12 protein-coding genes and 2 pseudogenes are annotated in these 15,898 nt (G+C 64.6%); 6 read left to right on the top strand and 8 right to left on the bottom strand.

Annotated elements, in window-relative coordinates; translation table 11 throughout:
- Positions 1 to 93: 93 nt before the first annotated feature.
- Positions 94 to 768 (top strand): annotated as a pseudogene (locus HNR16_RS11600) (transposase); the annotation flags it as partial.
- A 39-nt stretch (positions 769 to 807) separates the two neighbouring features.
- On the opposite strand, the gene HNR16_RS11605 reads toward HNR16_RS11600, so the two are convergent.
- Positions 808 to 2,060, bottom strand: a protein-coding gene (locus tag HNR16_RS11605) for an IS3 family transposase (protein ID WP_179558138.1) whose coding sequence is annotated in 2 segments (ribosomal slippage) — positions 808 to 1,778 and positions 1,778 to 2,060 — 1,254 coding nt in all. Because the reading frame shifts where the segments join, the coding sequence is not laid out codon by codon here.
- 51 nt (positions 2,061 to 2,111) lie between these two features.
- Here HNR16_RS11605 and HNR16_RS11610 point away from each other — a divergent pair.
- Positions 2,112 to 3,005 (top strand): annotated as a pseudogene (locus HNR16_RS11610) (Mu transposase domain-containing protein); the annotation flags it as partial.
- Entirely contained in the window at positions 3,002 to 3,748 is a 747-nt protein-coding gene (locus HNR16_RS11615) for an ATP-binding protein (protein ID WP_179558223.1), read from the top strand. The pseudogene HNR16_RS11610 and the gene HNR16_RS11615, both read left to right, overlap by 4 nt.
- Before the next feature lie 376 nt (positions 3,749 to 4,124).
- Here the strand turns inward: HNR16_RS11615 and HNR16_RS11620 are convergent, their stop codons facing one another.
- Complete coding sequence (locus HNR16_RS11620) at positions 4,125 to 4,748, bottom strand: TetR/AcrR family transcriptional regulator (RefSeq protein WP_179558224.1); 624 nt, start codon at positions 4,746 to 4,748, stop codon at positions 4,125 to 4,127.
- A 56-nt stretch (positions 4,749 to 4,804) separates the two neighbouring features.
- Here HNR16_RS11620 and HNR16_RS11625 point away from each other — a divergent pair, with 56 nt between their 5' ends.
- Together HNR16_RS11625 and HNR16_RS11630 are read left to right on the top strand one after the other, a co-directional pair.
- Entirely contained in the window at positions 4,805 to 5,212 is a 408-nt protein-coding gene (locus HNR16_RS11625) for a RidA family protein (protein ID WP_137826841.1), read from the top strand.
- Positions 5,213 to 5,333: 121 nt separating this feature from the next.
- Positions 5,334 to 6,644 carry an ISL3 family transposase gene (locus tag HNR16_RS11630; RefSeq protein WP_158042195.1) on the top strand — a complete coding sequence of 437 codons (1,311 nt, stop codon included), beginning with the start codon at positions 5,334 to 5,336 and terminating at the stop codon, positions 6,642 to 6,644.
- On the opposite strand, the gene HNR16_RS11635 is transcribed toward HNR16_RS11630, so the two are convergent.
- The 3 genes from HNR16_RS11635 to HNR16_RS11645 form a co-directional block, all read right to left on the bottom strand.
- Positions 6,632 to 7,246 (bottom strand): nucleotidyl transferase AbiEii/AbiGii toxin family protein, encoded by a 615-nt coding sequence (locus HNR16_RS11635; protein ID WP_225738012.1) that lies wholly within the window; start codon positions 7,244 to 7,246, stop codon positions 6,632 to 6,634. The genes HNR16_RS11630 and HNR16_RS11635 overlap by 13 nt on opposite strands.
- Positions 7,247 to 7,341: 95 nt before the next feature.
- The gene (locus HNR16_RS11640; protein ID WP_158042194.1) at positions 7,342 to 7,902 is read right to left on the bottom strand and encodes a type IV toxin-antitoxin system AbiEi family antitoxin domain-containing protein; all 561 of its coding nucleotides are present in this window, start codon (positions 7,900 to 7,902) and stop codon (positions 7,342 to 7,344) included.
- Positions 7,899 to 9,049, bottom strand: a protein-coding gene (locus HNR16_RS11645; protein WP_179558065.1) for an IS3 family transposase whose coding sequence is annotated in 2 segments (ribosomal slippage) — positions 7,899 to 8,779 and positions 8,779 to 9,049 — 1,152 coding nt in all. Because the reading frame shifts where the segments join, the coding sequence is not laid out codon by codon here. Before HNR16_RS11645 ends, HNR16_RS11640 begins: the two co-directional genes overlap by 4 nt.
- A gap of 293 nt (positions 9,050 to 9,342) precedes the next feature.
- On the opposite strand from HNR16_RS11645, the gene HNR16_RS11650 reads away from it, so the two are divergent.
- A complete protein-coding gene (locus HNR16_RS11650) occupies positions 9,343 to 10,662 on the top strand; it encodes an ISL3 family transposase (protein ID WP_420850447.1) in 1,320 nt (439 codons plus the stop codon).
- A 240-nt stretch (positions 10,663 to 10,902) separates the two neighbouring features.
- Here HNR16_RS11650 and HNR16_RS18640 read toward each other — a convergent pair whose 3' ends face one another.
- Genes HNR16_RS18640 through HNR16_RS11660 form a run of 3 tightly spaced genes read right to left on the bottom strand, consistent with a single transcriptional unit; the run spans position 10,903 to position 15,898 of the window.
- Positions 10,903 to 11,025, bottom strand: coding sequence for a hypothetical protein (locus HNR16_RS18640; protein ID WP_263971474.1), 123 nt, complete (start codon positions 11,023 to 11,025; stop codon positions 10,903 to 10,905).
- Positions 11,026 to 11,056: 31 nt separating this feature from the next.
- The gene (locus HNR16_RS11655) at positions 11,057 to 12,766 is read right to left on the bottom strand and encodes an ATP-dependent nuclease (RefSeq protein ID WP_179558226.1); all 1,710 of its coding nucleotides are present in this window, start codon (positions 12,764 to 12,766) and stop codon (positions 11,057 to 11,059) included.
- Positions 12,767 to 12,817: 51 nt separating this feature from the next.
- Entirely contained in the window at positions 12,818 to 15,898 is a 3,081-nt protein-coding gene (locus tag HNR16_RS11660; RefSeq protein ID WP_158042155.1) for a type III restriction-modification system endonuclease, read from the bottom strand.

Genomic DNA, 15,898 nt, shown 5'->3' on the forward strand with positions numbered 1-15,898 from the left:
GTCGTTGAGGGCCACCGAGTATTGGGGTTCGGGGCCGCTTTCTTAGGCTCCTTCTGCCGTGTGGCTGATCACGCGGCAGAAGGAGTGATTCGGATGGTACGCAAGATCAAGGCGAAGCTCGTGCTTCGGTTGCGCTCGGAGGGGCTCACGGGTCGGCAGATCGCCGCGCAGGGTATGTCCCGCACCAGCGTGGCGATGGTGCTCGATGCCGCTGACCGGGAGGGCATCGGCTGGGACGACGTCGCCGCGCTCGATGAGGCGGACGTGTATGCGCGGCTGTTCCCCGGGCGGGGTGAGCATGACAGTGTTCACGCGCAGCCGGACTGGGAGAAGGTCCATAAGGAGCTCGCGAAGGTCGGGGTCACGTTGAAGCTGCTGCACGGCGAGTATGTCGACGCCTGCCACAGTAGGGGTGAGACGGCGATGGGATACGACAGGTTCTGCAAGTCGTATCAGCGTCACGTGCTGGTGATCGGGGCGGCGTCGCGGGTCGGTCACAAGGCCGGGCAGACGGTCGAGGTCGACTGGTCCGGAAAGACGATGCGGCTCACTGATCCGGTCACCGGCCAGGCGATGAGGGTCTACTTGTTCGTCGCGACGCTGCCGTTCTCCCGCTATGCGTTCGTTGAACCGGCCCTGGATATGCGGCAGGACACTTGGTTGCGGGCGAACGCGGCGATGTTCGACTGGTTCGGCGGCAGCGTCCCCAGGATCGTGCCGGACAACCTGAAGACCGGGGTGATCAAGCACCCTGCCGAGGGGGAGGTCTGACTCGCCCCGGCATGTCCGGAGAGCTGTTTGCTGGTGTCAGCCGGCTCTTTCAACCGGTTCGTTGCGAGCGTAGTCGAGTTGCTCGACCTCGAGGGGTGTGAGGTCGTCGATGGAGCCGTGGGTGCGTTCGGTGTTGAACCAGAGCACCCAGGATGCGGTCGCCGCCTCGACCTGATCGACGTCACGCCAGGGACCTTCGTGGTGGATGAGTTCGGACTTGTAGAGCCCGATCTGCGATTCCGCGAGAGAGTTGTCGTAGGCGTCGCCGACGGATCCGACGGACGGGTCGATGCCTTCGTCGACGAGCCGATCGGTGAAGGCGATTGACGTGTAGACGCTGCCCGCGTCGGTGTGATGCGTGAGCCCCTCGAACCCGGTGATGCCTTCGCGGCGGCGGGTGAAGAGAGCCATGTCGAGGCAGTCGAGCACGAGCGGTGTGGTCATGCTCGTCGCGGCGCGCCAGCCGATGATGCGGCGGGAGTGCGCGTCGAAGACGAACGCGACGTAGACCCATCCAGACCACGTCCACACGTATGTGAAGTCCGCGACCCAGAGCTGGTTCGTGCGGAACCGGGCGAAGTGTCGGTCGACGAGGTCCGCGGGGCGGGTCTCGCGCGGATCCGTGTCGACGGGACGCTTCCGCTTCCCGCGGAGCACGCCGGCGATCCCAAGCTCACGCATGAGGCGCTCGAGCGTGCAGCGCGCGATGTCGTGACCGTCACGGCGGAGCCGCAACCAGAGCTTTCGGGCCCCGAGCACCTTGCGGTGCGCCTGCCACGCCGCCAGGATGATCGGCTTCCACCGCTCATCCGAAACGGCCTGGGATGACGGTCCGCGCCCGCGGGCGTCGTAGTAGGTCGATGGGGCGATCTTCACGCCGTGCTGGGTGAGCACAGCGCAGATCGACTCGACACCCCATCGGAGCCCGCCCTCGGTGCGGTCCTTGTGTTCGTCGATGAAGGCGACTATCGCTTGTGTGGCCGGTCGAGTTCGGCCGCGAAGAAAGCTGAAGCCGCCTTCAAGATCTCGTTCGCCCGCCGCAGCTCGGCGTTCTCCCGCTTCAGGCGCTTGATCTCCACCGCCGCGTCAGTCGTCACACCGGGCCGGTCTCCCGCGTCGACCTGCTCCCGACGGATCCAGGTGCGAATCGTTTCCGGCGACCCGATGCCGAGCATCTGCGCGACCGCGGTCATCGCCTGATACTCGCTCGGATAATCGGCCCGCACCTCGACGACCATACGGACAGCGCGCTCACGAAGCTCGCGCGGATACTTACTGGGACGTCCCATAAGACAGATCCTTCCAAGGAATCCTGTCTCCGGACACACCGGGGCGAGTCAGTCGTACTCAACGACGCGTATCGGGAACTCGCCGCGCACTACTCCGCGGCGGTGCTGCCGGGCCGGCCCGCGAAACCGAAAGACAAGGCGAGCGTCGAGAACACTGTCGGCAACGTCGCGACAGCGGTGATCGCCACGCTCCGTGACCGCACCTTCGCGACGCTGCCGGAGCTTCGCGCGGTGATCCGTGAGCGGGTCACCGCTTACAACGCCGAGCCGTTCCAGAAGCGCGCCGGGTCCAGACTCTCCGTGTTCGAGGCAGAGGAGAAGCCGCTGCTACGGCCGCTGCCGGCCGTCGGGTTCGAGATCTCCCGATGGCACTACGGACGCAAGGTTCAGCGCAACGGGCACGTGGTGTTCGAGCGGAACTTCTACTCCGTCCCCTACGCCAACATCGGAGGCAACGTCGACCTGCGCGTCACCGAGACCACCCTCGAGGTGTTCGCCGCCGATCAGCGGCTCACCAGCCATCTCCTCGCCCCAGCCGGGGTGATCAACGAGTACCGCACGCACGACTCGGATCTGCCCGACGGACCCCAGTATCGGCAATGGGACGCGGAGCGGGTTCGGGAGTGGGCAGCTCGGATCGGGGAGGACACCACGACGATCGTGAACCGCATCTTCGAGTCCGTCCCGGTCGACGAGCAGGGTTTGGACGCTGCGCTGGCCGTGTTGCGGATGACTCGCCGCTACTCGGCTGCGCGGGTCGAAGCTGCTGCTGGGATCGCGCTGCAGTCGCGGGTGAGGTCGCCCAGGTATGCGCATCTGCGGCCGATCCTGGACTCCAATCAGGACCAGAACGGCAGACGGCAACCGAGGTTCGAACCATCCGTCTGGGAGGAGCCGGCAGGCTACGTCCGCGGCGCCGACTACTACGCCGGAGGCACCCGATGAGCCGGCTCGACTCCGAGACGAAACGGAAGCTGCGGGAGATGGGCATCTCCGCCCTGGTCGACGCGATCGACATCCAAGACGGTGCCCTCACGATGGGGATGGTGTTCGAAGAGCGCATCAAGCTCGCCGTCGACGACGCCCACGCCGCGTTCACCCACGCGAAAGTCGAGGGCCTCATCCGGCGGGCGGGGCTCCGATACCCGAACGCGGACCTGCGCAGGGTCGACCTGCTCGAACAACGCGGCCTCGACCGGGGTGTGATCGCGCAGCTCGGGACCTGCCAGTTCATCAGCAGGCAGCAAAACGTGGTGTTCCAAGGGTTCACCGGGTCCGGGAAGAGCTACCTCGGATCGGCGCTGGCGAAACAGGCCTGTCAGCACCGCTACCGAGCGCACTACATCCGCATGCCCGACCTCGAAGAGACCTGGGCCGCGGCGAAAGACAAGCCCGCCGGCAGGGAGAAGTGGCTGCGGAAATACAGCACGTTCACGCTCCTCGTGATCGATGAATGGCTGCTCGACCCACCCACCGACGACGTTCGATCCATGCTGCTCGAGCTCCTCGAACGCCGATACGACGCGACCTCGACGGTGTTCTGCACCCAGTATGCGAAGAAGGACTGGCACCAGCGCCTCGGCTCCGGGGTCCACGCCGACGCGATCATGGACCGCATCGTCCACAACACCCTCTGGATCGAGACCGGCGACGTCAACATGCGCGAACAGACCGCCGCGTCCAGCTGAGTCGGCGCCGGTGAGCGTCGCGCCCGCGGGGGTGGCGCTCACCGGCAATACCCCTGGCCCCGAGAGCAAATATCGGCTGGCCCCGAACCGCAATAATCAGTGGCCCTCAAGACTCCAAATACTCAGGCAGCCGCAGCAACGGTGTCGGAGAACCTCTCCGGCAGACTCGCGCCTGCGTCGCCGAGCCCCCTCCGGTAGGCGACATAGGTTGAGTCTCGGAGCACGGCGAGCCCCTCGGTGGCCCGCGCTAACGGAATCAACGTGGCTCTTCGCGAACGAGAGTGTAGCTGTTGCCCGGAACATCCCTCATAGCGTCGAGCTTCCAAGGGAGTGTCAGTGTTGTGCGAGGGAGAAGACTGAGACGTTCCTTGCCGTGTCACTTCGCGTCGACGACAGCTTCCCACCCTTGAGTCACAGAGTGAGCCGCGAGCTTTGGGTCATCACCTGCCGCGGAATACAGGCGCACCAGGCCTGAACGCACAACCGGTTCGACCTCGTCGAAGCTCATCACTCGCGCCACGAACAACATGCAGGCTCCATGGCCGAACATCCATAACTCTCGAGCTAGGGTCAGCGCGTCCGTCTCCGCCGTGAACCTCCGCGCCTCGACGCATCGGCGCACCACATCGACTACATGCATCAGCGTGGCGTCAGCTGCCCGATCGTCGGGTAGTGGCAACGAACCATCGAACATCAACGCATAGAGTTCGGGACTGTTTTCGGCCGCCACCGCATACGCCGCACCGGCCGCCGCGAGGTCGGCAACCGGATCTGAGGTATCTGCTAACCGGGCAAGGCTTGCTGACAGCCGGCTGAAGCCCTCTTGTCTGACAGCACCCAGCAGGCCTGGCATGCCATTGAAGTAGGTGTAGACAGACATCGTCGAGAGGCCCGTCCCCTTGACGAGCTTGCGCAAAGTGATCTCCTCACGGCGCGTCAGCATCCCCGCGGCGCGTTCGATGAGCAGATCACGGATCTCAGGTCGGGAGGGGCGAGCCACTTGACCAGTCTATAGCGCTGCTATTAAATAGCAGTGTTACCAAAAGAGGAGTCTCGATGCCGGTCCAACTGCTCAACCCAGACACGCTGTCGCAGCCCGAGGTCTACGCGCAGCTCTCCATTGCTGAAGGATCCAGGCTCGTCTTCATCTCCGGCCAGGTGGCGCACGATGCTCATGGTCAGCTGATCGGCGATGGTGACCTATCCGCGCAGGCCGAGCAGGTCTACGTCAACCTGAATGCTGCTGTCACCGCTGCCGGGGGCCAGTTCGACGATATCGCCAAGTTGACGATCTACATCGTTGACTACGAACCCAGCAAGATGGCCAAGCTCGGGGAAGGCGCTGTCCGAGCAGCGGAGCGCTTGGGGCTCGATCTCGTCCGCCCCATCACACTGCTGGGTGTGGCTGCACTCGGAGAACCAGACCTTCTCATCGAGATCGAAGCCATCGCCGTCTTGCCGTAGCGCTTTTCAGGATCTGCTCGATTGAAATCCCGGCGGGCTGGACTCGTCTGTCTACCGAGAGATACCGAAGTCCTACGGGAAACGTTGGTTCTTCAAGTTCATCGCCCCGAGAGCCCTTCACATGCCCTGCACTGCGTTCGGGAAGCCGGATCTGACCACTTTCTGTCGTCTAGATGAGCTGGGGCTCGTAGCCGTGGGCCAGCGGCTTGAGCTGAATCGGGCGACGATCGAATGCCGTGTCGCGGAGGCAGATCCGTGGTGCCGAAAGTGTGGTGCGGAAGGAAAGGCGCGAGACACAGTCATTCGGCGTCTCGCGCATGAACCGTTCGGGCATCGGCCCACTGTTTTGATGGTGCGAGTGCGTCGGTACCGTTGCGATCACTGTCGGTCTACATGGCGGCAGGACACCACTGCGGCGGCACGCCCGCGTGCCAAGATCTCCCGCACCGGCTTGACGTGGGCGCTCCAGGGCGTCGTTCTTGACCACCTCACCGTCACCCGAGTCGCCGCTGGTCTCGGGGTTTCCTGGAGCGCCGCGAACGCTGCGGTCCTCGCGGAGGGGCGCCAGCGATTGATAGATGACTCGGGCCGGTTCGACGGTGTCCGCGTGATCGGCGTCGATGAGCACGTTTGGCGCCACACCCGCCGCGGTGACAAGTACGTGACCGTCATCATTGACCTCACCCCGGTGCGCTACAAGACGGGCCCATCCAGGCTGCTGGACATGATCGAGGGGCGCTCGAAGGCGGTGTTCAAGCGATGGCTCGCGGATCAGCCGAGGGCATGGCGGGACGGCATCGAGGTCGTCGCGATGGACGGGTTCACCGGGTTCAAGACCGCCGCCACCGAAGAGCTACCGAAGGCGACGGCCGTGATGGATCCGTTCCATGTCGTCCGCCTTGCCGGCGACGCCCTCGACGTTTGCCGCAGGCGTGTCCAACAGCACCTCCACGGACGAAGAGGACGGAAGAATGACCCGCTCTACAAGGCTCGCCGCACCCTCCACACCGGCGCGGGCCTACTCACCGATCGACAACGGGACCGCCTGAACGTGCTGTTCGCCGTCGAGGACCACGTCGAGGTCGAGGCGACCTGGGGCATCTACCAGCGCATGATCGCCGCCTACCGCGAGCCCGACAGGAAGATTGGGAAGATGGCGATGCAGGCCGTGATCGATTCCCTCGCCAGCGGGGTTCCGCCCCCACTCATCGAGTTAGGCAAGCTCGGCCGCACCCTCAAGCATCGCGCCGCGGACGTCCTCGCGTTCTTCGACCGGCCCGGCACTTCCAACGGGCCGACGGAGGCCATCAACGGCCGCCTGGAGCATCTCCGCGGCTCGGCCCTGGGCTTTCGCAACCTGACCAACTATATCGCCCGGAGCCTGCTCGAAGCCGGTGGGTTCAGACCCCTTGTACACCCTCAAACGCGATGAGCCATCAACGTGGTCCCGCGGAAAGTTGCGGTCGCCGTAAGCGCGTCGCGCAGTTCCCCGCACTGGAGAGCCTGTGCGCCGGTCAAGAGATGGATGTCAGCGAAGTCACGCACGCGCGTGTTCGCTCGTCCCAGTTCGATCGCGGTGACGAGTTTCTCCGCGAGCACCGTCTCGATCGGGTAGCCCAGGATGCGGATCGGCGGAGCGTCCGGCCGCAGCGACGGCAGCTCAACTGTTCGCGGGGCCGGAGTGACGGGATCACCGAAGTTGATGTCGAGCCGCAGCTTGACCTGCGCTGTCGCGAGCCGTGCCGTCATCGTCACCCGCACGCCGCAATACAGGGCATCGTCACGAATCACCGCAGTGGTGACCGTGTCGGACAGGAACTCCACGCCGTCGTCTGGGTCTTCGATCGCGGCGATCTCGGCCACACGACGGGCCACGGTCTCTTGATCAGAGGCCATGTTACGAGCGAGGGCGTCGGCGTCGACCGTGGGACGGCGGGTGCCGAACGAAGCCAGCAACATCCCACCCTTCAGGATGAAGTCCTCGGCGTACGGTGAGCGCGACATACGCGACAGCCATCGCTCGACGATGTACATCGTGAGCAGCTCCTGCGTGCCACGCTTTTGGCGACGAGCCTGGTTCTGCAGGTCGAGGTATGCGCGCCCTGCGGCGCTCTCTCGCGTAGGGCGACTCATCGGGCACTCGCGACATCGAGCGCAGCACGCATCGGCCCAAAAGTCCCCAGCGCCGCTGCGTAGTCCAGCAGCAGTGCCGGTTTCGAGTTCGGTGCCGCCAGATATCGGTGAAGCGCGGCGTGCGCGATCGGCTCGCCAAGGCGCTTCCGGAACCGCATGAGATCCACCACAGTCTTCGCCGCGTCGTAGATGCGCACGGGCTCCCCCGGCCCCGCCTCGAACGCGGTCAAACCGAGTTCGAACGTTGCCTCATCGAAGCGAAACACCGTCACAGGCGGGTAAGCGATCACCGGCGTATGCGACCGGTTGGGAACCGCGATCTGCACCGACGCCGGCATCTCATCCGTCAGCTCGTGGATCGCTGCCGCCGAGATACAGCACACGATCGCGCGAGGAGCGCGGTGCGCCACAGCGATCATGTCGGGGTACGACGCCGGGGGCGCGTCTGCTCGACGGAAGACCCCGCGCGAGAGTTCGATGATCCGCCCGCCATCTCGCCAGGCATACAGATCTCGCGGATGCACACCGTGCGCCCGCGAGTGGGCCGCCCCCTTCATTCGGTCCGGTCGCTGTGCGAGTCGTCGGTTTCCAGTTGATGGGTGCATTGCCGAGCGTAGTCGACCGGTGCGAGGTATCCGAGCGATGAGTGTCGGCGGTCGTGGTTGTACTCGGTCTTCCAGTCGCCGATCACGACCTGGGCGTGCAGCAGCGAGTAGAAGCTGTTGATGTTCAGGCACTCGTCGCGGAGCCTGCTGTTGAACGACTCGACATACCCGTTGTGCCAGGGCGAGCCGGGCGGAATGTAGAACAGGCCGGTGCGGGTGCCGGCCCAGTCGGCCATCGCGTCGCTGATGAACTCCGGGCCGTTGTCTGATCTGAGCACCGCGGGCGCGCCGCGGACGGCGGCGAGGTCCTCGAGGTGGGCAGTGAGTCGGTCCGCGGTGATCGACCGCTCGACAAGCCCTCCGATGCATTCACGGGTGTGCTCGTCGACGATGGAGCAGATCTTGATCGGGCGGCCCTGCTCGTCGGCATCGAACTGGAAGTCCACCGCCCACACGAGATTCGGGGCGACCGCTGCCGGGGCATCGACGGTCGAGGATCCGACGCGTTTGCGCCGCCGCCGCTGGGGGACACGGAGGCCTTCCTCGCGCCAGAGCCGCTGGATCTTCTTGTGATTCACGGCCCACCCCTCGCCGCGAGCGTCGTGGTAGGCCCTGCGGTATCCCCACCGCGGGTGCTTCTTTGCGTACGCGCGCAGCCAGTCCCGCAACGCCCTGTCCGGGTCGGCGGTCGTGTCGCCCTTGAGCGGGCGACGGTACGCGGACCTACTCAGCCCGGCCAGCCGGCACGCCATCCGCTCGCTCACCTGCAGTGTCCTGATCAGGTGAGCGACGGCGGCGCGGCGCCTACCCGGGCCTAGAAGTTTCCCTCAGCCAACTCCTTGAGCGCGGCCTTCTCCAGCTCCGCTTCGGCCAGCAGTCGCTTCAGAGTGGCGTTCTGCTTCTCGAGCTCCTTGAGCCGCTTCGCGTCGTCGGCCTTCAGGCCGCCATACTGGTTCCGCCACCGGTAGTACGTCTGCTCGGACACGCCGAGCTCCCGACACACCGCCGCGACGTCCGCGCCGTCGGCGAGCATTCTGTCGGCCTGCCCAAGCTTTCGGACGACCTGCTCCGGGGTGTGGCGCTTCCTGCTATTCGTCATGATCTGACCAGTCTCCCTGCCCGAACCCTCGGGCGACAGGACCACTCACATAACGACTGGACCTACAAAACGGGGTCAGCCCACGAGGTCTCCGTCGTGAACGTCGACGGGAGCGACTCATCCAGCTCCTTCATGGATACAATCCTCGCACAGGCCGCTCAACTATGTGCGGCTTTTATCGGCTCTTCGGACATTCGGTGGGGGTGAGGCTCGCCGGGTGATGGTCGGCGGGTAGGGGTCGAGGTCCCCGAGGATCAGTAGCGCCAACTGCTGCTCCAACCGAGGACCTCGACGTGTCTCACGATAGTTCGGGGTGCGCTGACGCGTGCTCCGCCGCCTGCCCGTGTTCCCGCTGCGACTTGCTGCTCGGCCTCGATGGGGTCCATGTCGAGGACGTTGACCGCCGTGACGGGCTGCTGATCGTGACCGTCTCGAGCCCGGCGGCACCGACCGGCTGCCCGTCGTGCGGGGTCGTCGCGACCGGCCGCGGACGTCGCCGACGGGTGCTTCATGATGTGCCCGGCGTGACGCGGGTGCGGATCGTGTGGCGGCAGCGGGTCTGGCGGTGCGACGAGGTGGGATGCGTGCGACGGACGTTCGTGGAGCAGCTCCCGGGTCTGGTGGCCCGGCGCGGGTCGATCACCACGCGCGCCGTCGGCTGGGCGATCGGGCAGCTGCGCCGCGAGCACGCCACCGTGCACGGTATCGCCCGTCAGCTCGGAACGTCGTGGAAGACGGTGTGGCGGGCCGTCGAGCCCGAGCTGGTCAAACTGGCTGAGGACGAGTCCCGGTTCGAGAACGTCACCACCCTCGGCGTCGATGAGCACATCTGGCATCACGTCGACCCCCGAAAGCGCGGCCCGAAGGAACTGACCGGGATGGTCGATCTCAGCCGCGACAGCACCGGAAAGACGCGGGCCAGGCTGCTCGACCTCGTGCCCGGCCGCTCCGGGAAGGCCTACGCGTCCTGGCTCGCCGAACGCGGCGAAGCGTTCCGGCAGAACGTGAAGGTCGCAGCTCTTGACCCGTTCGCCGGCTACAAGACCGCGATCGACGACAAGCTCGAAGACGCCACGGCCGTGCTGGACGCGTTCCACGTCGTCAAGCTCGGCACCGCCGCTGTGGACGAGGTCCGCCGCCGCGTCCAGCAAGACACCCTCGGGCATCGCGGTCGGACCGGCGACCCGCTCTACGGGATCCAGACCATCCTCCGCGCCGGCGCCGAGAACCTCACCGAGAAGCAGCGGACCAGGCTCGCGGCAGCGATCGAGGCCGACCCCGCGCACGACGAGGTGTTCGTCGCATGGCAGTGCGCCCAGCAACTGCGTTCCGCCTACCACCAGAAGGACCTCGTCGAGGGGCGGCGGATCGCCGAGAAGGTCGTCGACACATTCCACACCTGCCCGATCCCCGAGATCGCCCGCCTCGGCCGCACCCTCCGCCGTTGGCAGGCAGCGTTCCTGGCCTACTTCACGACCGGACGATCATCGAACGGCGGCACTGAGGCCGTGAACGGGATCATCGAGCTGCACCGCCGCCTCGCCCGCGGCTTCCGCAACCGCGACAACTACCGGCTCCGCATGCTCCTCGCCGCCGGCGGACTCACCCCATGACCCCCACCGAATGTCCGAAGAGCCCTTTTATCCACCGTTGGTCACGCGCTCTCATCGCTGCAGTCAACGACTCCCGGACGAAGTCCCCTCCGCGTATCGATGTCCCGCTCTCCGATCAGCCCTCACCGCGGCGCTTGAACAATGAGGGCCTCCCCATCGATCTTGCGGCACCCGATCCCCCAGGTCGTCCAGCGCCCGCCGAACGGTCGTCGCCGGAACGCCCTCGTAGCGGTGAGACCCTCATCGGGAACTTCCAGCCGGTTCCAGCTCGATCCACTCCGGCAGCGTGCGCCGCACACGGCGGGGTGTGTCCCCGCGCACCTTCGGCAGGTTGAACAGCCCGAGCCCGAGCAGATCGAGCACGGACTCGATCTGCCAGAGGCGTGGCGGCCGATCAGGGGTGTTGCCGCGCAGCCTTTGCCATCTTCGGCAGCTCGCTGCGCAGGGCCTTGTAGGAGTACGGCAAGCTGGTCGGCTTCAGTGCCGTGAGCACTGGCAAGAGAGCCTCCTGCCGCTTGATCGCCTTCGCTTTCTCGATCAGCAGGTGCGCCTCAGTCCGGTCGGCGGCCGGAACCTTGAGACGATCGAACAACCGGTTCCTCGTCTCCTGCGCCACGACGAGATCGACCTCAATCGCGTACCTGAAGCAGAAGAAGCCGACCTCTCGAAGCGTTGCCATCGCTTGCTGGTGGTTACCTGCAAGCTGCGCGACCACCTTGCTCTGGTCTGCCACCTTGGGGAACAGCACCCTCAGAAGCGAGCCAGACTTCGCCTCGGGCTTGTACTGCGGGTATCCCTTCGAATCCTGGCTCGCCTTCCGCTCACCGTTCTTGTACGGGAGGAAGTAGTCCTTGTCGACAATGAACGCACTCGCGATCCCGAGCTCGCGGAGGATGTGGAACATATGGGGAATCTGATCGACACCGTCGAGTGCGACAACACTCATGCCCAGTTCGGCGAGGCCCTCGCCGGCCTCCTGCAACAACGCGAGGACGACCGCGGAGTCGACCGGGCTCTCAGTCACTGTCACGAAGTCCGCGAAGATGAACTCGGAGTTCCGCCTGCGGTGGAACTTGTAGTACGAATCCCGATCAAGCTTGTGCTTCGCGAAGAAGTCTGACGGAATCTGTCGAATCTGCACTTCGAGGCCGCGGCTCTTGCCCTTGATCCTCCGGCAAAGAACCACCTGCTCGTGATCGAGCGAGTCGACCACTGTTGGCGAATGGGTGGTGAACAGCACCTGGAGACCGAGGCTTGTGATCCGGTTGATCAACTGGCGCTGGGCCTGGGGATGCAGGTTCTGCTCGGGCTCTTCCATCCCGAGGACGAATGTCTTGCTTTGAAGCTCAGCGAGATACGCATACAGCGCGAAGATCGCCATGCTCTGCGTGCCGCTGCCGCTGTCCGCGAGCGGAATCGCCTGTCCTCCCTCGTTCACGCTGAGCGCGAGGTTCGACAGCAGCAGACGGTAGTCCGGCTGCAACGAATAGCTCAGCTCGAAGCTGAAGGGTCCGTCGCCCGGGGCAACCTTGCGAAGTTGCTTCTCGAAACCCGACAGCGAGTTCTTCTGAAGCTGGGCACCAAGCTTCGCCACCTGTGGGCTCACACGGTCACGCTGCCTGTTGGAGGTGACCCACGCATCGACCGCGTGCTCAAGGAGTCCGGTTGACGGCTCGTGGGCCACCGCGTGGTCGCGCCGAGTGGGGATCAGCGCGTAGGCGACTTGCTTGCGAAGCGCCTCGTGGAATCCGGGTGCGACCGGTTGCCACTTACCTCCGACCGAAACGTTCCAGACGGCCTGCCGCCGGAACTTGAGCTGGGCACGAACCTGGTCTGATCCGCTCTGGGCTCGTGGGAGCGCGGGGTCGCTCGCCAGCCCCTCAATTTCGACCTCGATGACGGACTGCATGGAACGGCTGTAGGCATGGTTGCCGTTCTCGAAGTCAGCCCTCTCGTCCTCGAAGTTGAAGAACGCGTTGAGTGCCCGAAGAAGCGACGACTTGCCCGAGCCGTTCTGGCCCACGAGCGCAACGGTGTCACCCAACTCAAGTTCGGCCGACGCGATCGCGCGGAACTTCTCGATCTTGAGTCGAGTGATACGCACGCCGCCAGGTTGCGCGGGCGGCGCACTCATAGATGCAGATGCCAATGCGCGTCACTCCCCCACAAGTGCGAGGAGGTTCTCGTACGTGTCCACGACGTCGTACTTCACACCCTCGTGTTCGGCCTTGTCGTTGAGCGAGGCGAAGAACTTGCGGGCGCACTCGATCTTGGCCTGCTCGACGCCCTTGAGCTGGAGGGACGACATGGAGCCCTTGGTCTCGGCGACGAAGTAGACGTGCTTGATCTGCGTGATGTCGTCCCGGAAGGCGATGGCCCAGTCAGGGTTGTAGTCGCCGACCGGGGTCGGGATGAAGAACCCCCGCGGCAGCTTCGAGTAGACGACAACCTCGTCGCTGACATCGAGCTTCTCAACAAAGGACCGCTCGACCTTCGAATCGGTGACGACGTACTCGTACACGCTCTTCTTGAGCCGGTCACCCGCCTTTGTCAGGTCCTGGGCGGTCTGGTTCTCCGTGAAGATCGAAGAGTCGTAGCGGCCATCAAGCGGGTCGTAGCTAAGGTGCTCGACGATCACTGTGGCTTTCTGCTCGTTGATGAGCCGGGCAGCCTCAGTGATGAACTGCTCGGGATTCTGCTTGAACTTCGCGAAGGTACCAGGTGTGATGCCAGTGAGGATCGCCGCGCAGGTGCGCCGGGTGAGCTGCGTCTTCTCGGCGATCTCACCGAGAAGGTCGTACTTGACCGTCGAGCTTGCTGACACGGCGGAGTGCTCGATCTTCGTCTCAGCGACCTTGAAACCCGTGCCCGCCTGGAGCTGCTCGACTTCGAGACCGACGACCTGCTTGCCACTCTCGACGAGGTACTGCATGACGGTGACGTTGAGCGAGGTGTCGAGCACGCGGATGCAGTTGGCGATCAACTCTTTGGAGTCGAACTCGACCTGGTAGATCGCCTTGTGGTTGATGCGGCCCCACAGCTCCTGGAACTCACGCTTCCTGAAGTTGGCCTCGTTGAACGGGATCTTCTTCGGCTTTCGGCCGTCGATCGGCTGCGGCACATCGAGCCGCAGCGAGTCGATGAGTTCCGCGACCTGATAGTGAAACTCCTCCAGGCCGGCGGGCATCGGCGGCATCTCGATCTCCGCGCGCGCATCCCACTTCGCGGTGAGGTGCTGCTCGTAGTCGATGAACCCGTTGACGGTGAGCCAATGTTGGAGCTGCCGCGCCTGGTCGAGCGAAATGGCGACCTTCTCGCCCGTGACGGGATGCTCGACGGTGCGCCCGGCGAAGAACTCTGCCGTCGCCTTCCGCGGGCGGGCCGACAGCGACTCGACGATCTCCTTCTGCAGCGCAGTCACGAACTCGGTGTAGGACTCATCGGTGACGACGGTCAGCTCGTTGACTTCGTGCACGGTCACGGGGTTGTCCATGCGCTCGCCATTCTGGTCGACCGCCAGACGCAAGCCGCGGCCTATCTCCTGTCGCCGCGTGGTCGTGTTGTCGCTCTTCTTCAGCATGCCCATGACGAACACGTTGGGGTTGTCCCAGCCCTCGCGCAGTGCCGAATGCGACCAGATGAAGCGCACCGGCTCCTCGAACGATAGCAGCCGTTCCTTATCCTTCAGGATCAGGTCGTAGGCGTCGACGTCATCGGACTGACCGGCGAAGTCACCACGCGCCGCGATCTTCCCATCGACGAACTGTTTGGTCCGCCTGTCGATCGAGAAGTAGCCCTCGTGAGTCCGACGCACGTCGATCGCCTCGACGTACTCCCGATACCGCGTGGCACCTTCGTCGAGGTCAAGCTGACTGAGGTAGTCCGCGAGCACGGCCGCGTATTCTTCCTCGAACACGCGGGCGTAATCGCCGAGCGTGTCCTCGCGCTCGTAGTCGCGGTACTTGGCGACCTCGTCGATGAAGAACAGCGACAGCACCTTGATGCTCTGCGGGAAGAGCTCGCGCTCCTTGTCGAGGTGAGCCCGGATGACCTCTCGGATCTGGATGCGCCGCTTCGCCTCGTCGGTCACGTCCTGTGTGACCTCGCCCGCGCTGATGACTTCGCCGTTGCTCAGCTCGATGATGTCGCGGTTCGCATCGACGTCGCGGATGAACAGACCCTTGTACGCCTCGATACCACCAGAGATGTCATGCAGGTTCATGCCCTGGCTCAGACGCTTAACCTGCCGCCGAATGCCCTGGGCGGTCTGCACCTCTAGCTCGACACGGGCCTTCGGGAAGTCGGCTCCCTTACCGATCTCCAGCCCGTCGACGTACAGGTAGGCGGTGCTGCCGGCCAAGTGCTTGATCGTGATGCCACGCACCGCGATCTTCTTCACCAGCTTGTGGTTGTAGGCATCCACCGCGTCGAGACGGTGCACCTTGGTGCGCTCGATCTTGTGCGTCGCCGAGTAACGCAGCGCAAACAGGGCATTAAACAGGCCGAGCGCCTCCAGCGACTTCGAGGGCTTCTTCGCGTCGCCCTCGATCTTCTGCGGCTCGTCGATGATCAGGATCGGCCGGTTCGCCGCGATCACGTCGATCGGCCTGCGCGACTGGAAGTCGTCCAGCACCTCGTAGATACGGCGGGCGTCCTTCCCCGTGGCGTTGAACGCCTGGATGTTGATGATCATCACCTGCACGCCAGCGTCCGAGGAGAACCGCTCCAGCTCGTGCAGCCGCGACGAGTTGTAGATGAACGTGCGCGGCTTGGTGCCGTAGAGCTGCTGGAAATGTTCGGCGGTGATGTCGAACGACTTCTTCACTCCCTCGCGGATCGCGATCGACGGCACGACCACGATGTACTTCGACCACCCGTACCGTTTGTGCAACTCCATGATGGTCTTGATGTAGACGTAGGTCTTGCCCGTGCCGGTCTCCATCTCGACATCGAGGTTGATCGGTGCCGCCGACTTCTTCACCGGATCCTTGAGCTCTTTCGAGAGCGGCAGCCCGCGCTCCCGTTGCACGGCCTGCACGTTCGCAAGAAGCTGCGACGGTGTGAGCGCGATCTCGGTGTTGCGAAGCCCAGCATCGTCCAGCAGCGTCAGCGCCGCATCCTTGCCGGGGTCGATACGGTACTTCACCCCGTCGGCATACGGTTGCCCGGTGAACACGTCGACCACGGCGTCGACGGCCTCGGTCTGATACTGCTGGACCTTGAACTGGAGCTTCAT

This window comes from Pseudoclavibacter chungangensis (assembly GCF_013410545.1).
Lineage (GTDB): Bacteria > Actinomycetota > Actinomycetes > Actinomycetales > Microbacteriaceae > Pseudoclavibacter > Pseudoclavibacter chungangensis.